The sequence below is a fragment of the Opacimonas viscosa genome (genome assembly GCF_024199005.1).
GTDB classification, from domain to species: domain Bacteria; phylum Pseudomonadota; class Gammaproteobacteria; order Enterobacterales; family Alteromonadaceae; genus Opacimonas; species Opacimonas viscosa.
Window position 1 is genome coordinate 1 of the sequence record NZ_JANATA010000070.1, and the last position, 320, is coordinate 320.

Below are 320 nucleotides of genomic sequence, written 5' to 3' on the forward strand. Positions count from 1 at the left end.
GCTATCGCGCTTTCTCATAACATGTTTGATAGCACACTGATGTTAGGTATTTGCGATAAGATCGTGCCTGGACTGCTAATGGGCGCACTTACATTTGGTCACCTGCCAACTGTTTTTGTTCCAGCGGGTCCAATGCCATCTGGCTTACCGAATAAAGAAAAAGCGCGCGTTCGCCAAGAATTCGCTGAAGGTAAAGTAGGGCGTGACGCACTGCTTGAAGCTGAATCTCAATCTTATCACTCAGCAGGTACCTGTACCTTCTACGGCACAGCAAATTCAAACCAGCTAGTGGTTGAAATGATGGGCTTGCACCTTCCGGG

At 48.1% G+C, this 320-nt stretch carries 1 protein-coding gene; it reads left to right on the top strand.

Features of this window, described 5'->3' with window-relative positions; translation table 11 throughout:
* On the top strand, nt 1-320 hold a 320-nt coding region (locus NLF92_RS12740), incomplete at both ends, for a dihydroxy-acid dehydratase domain-containing protein (protein WP_254102574.1).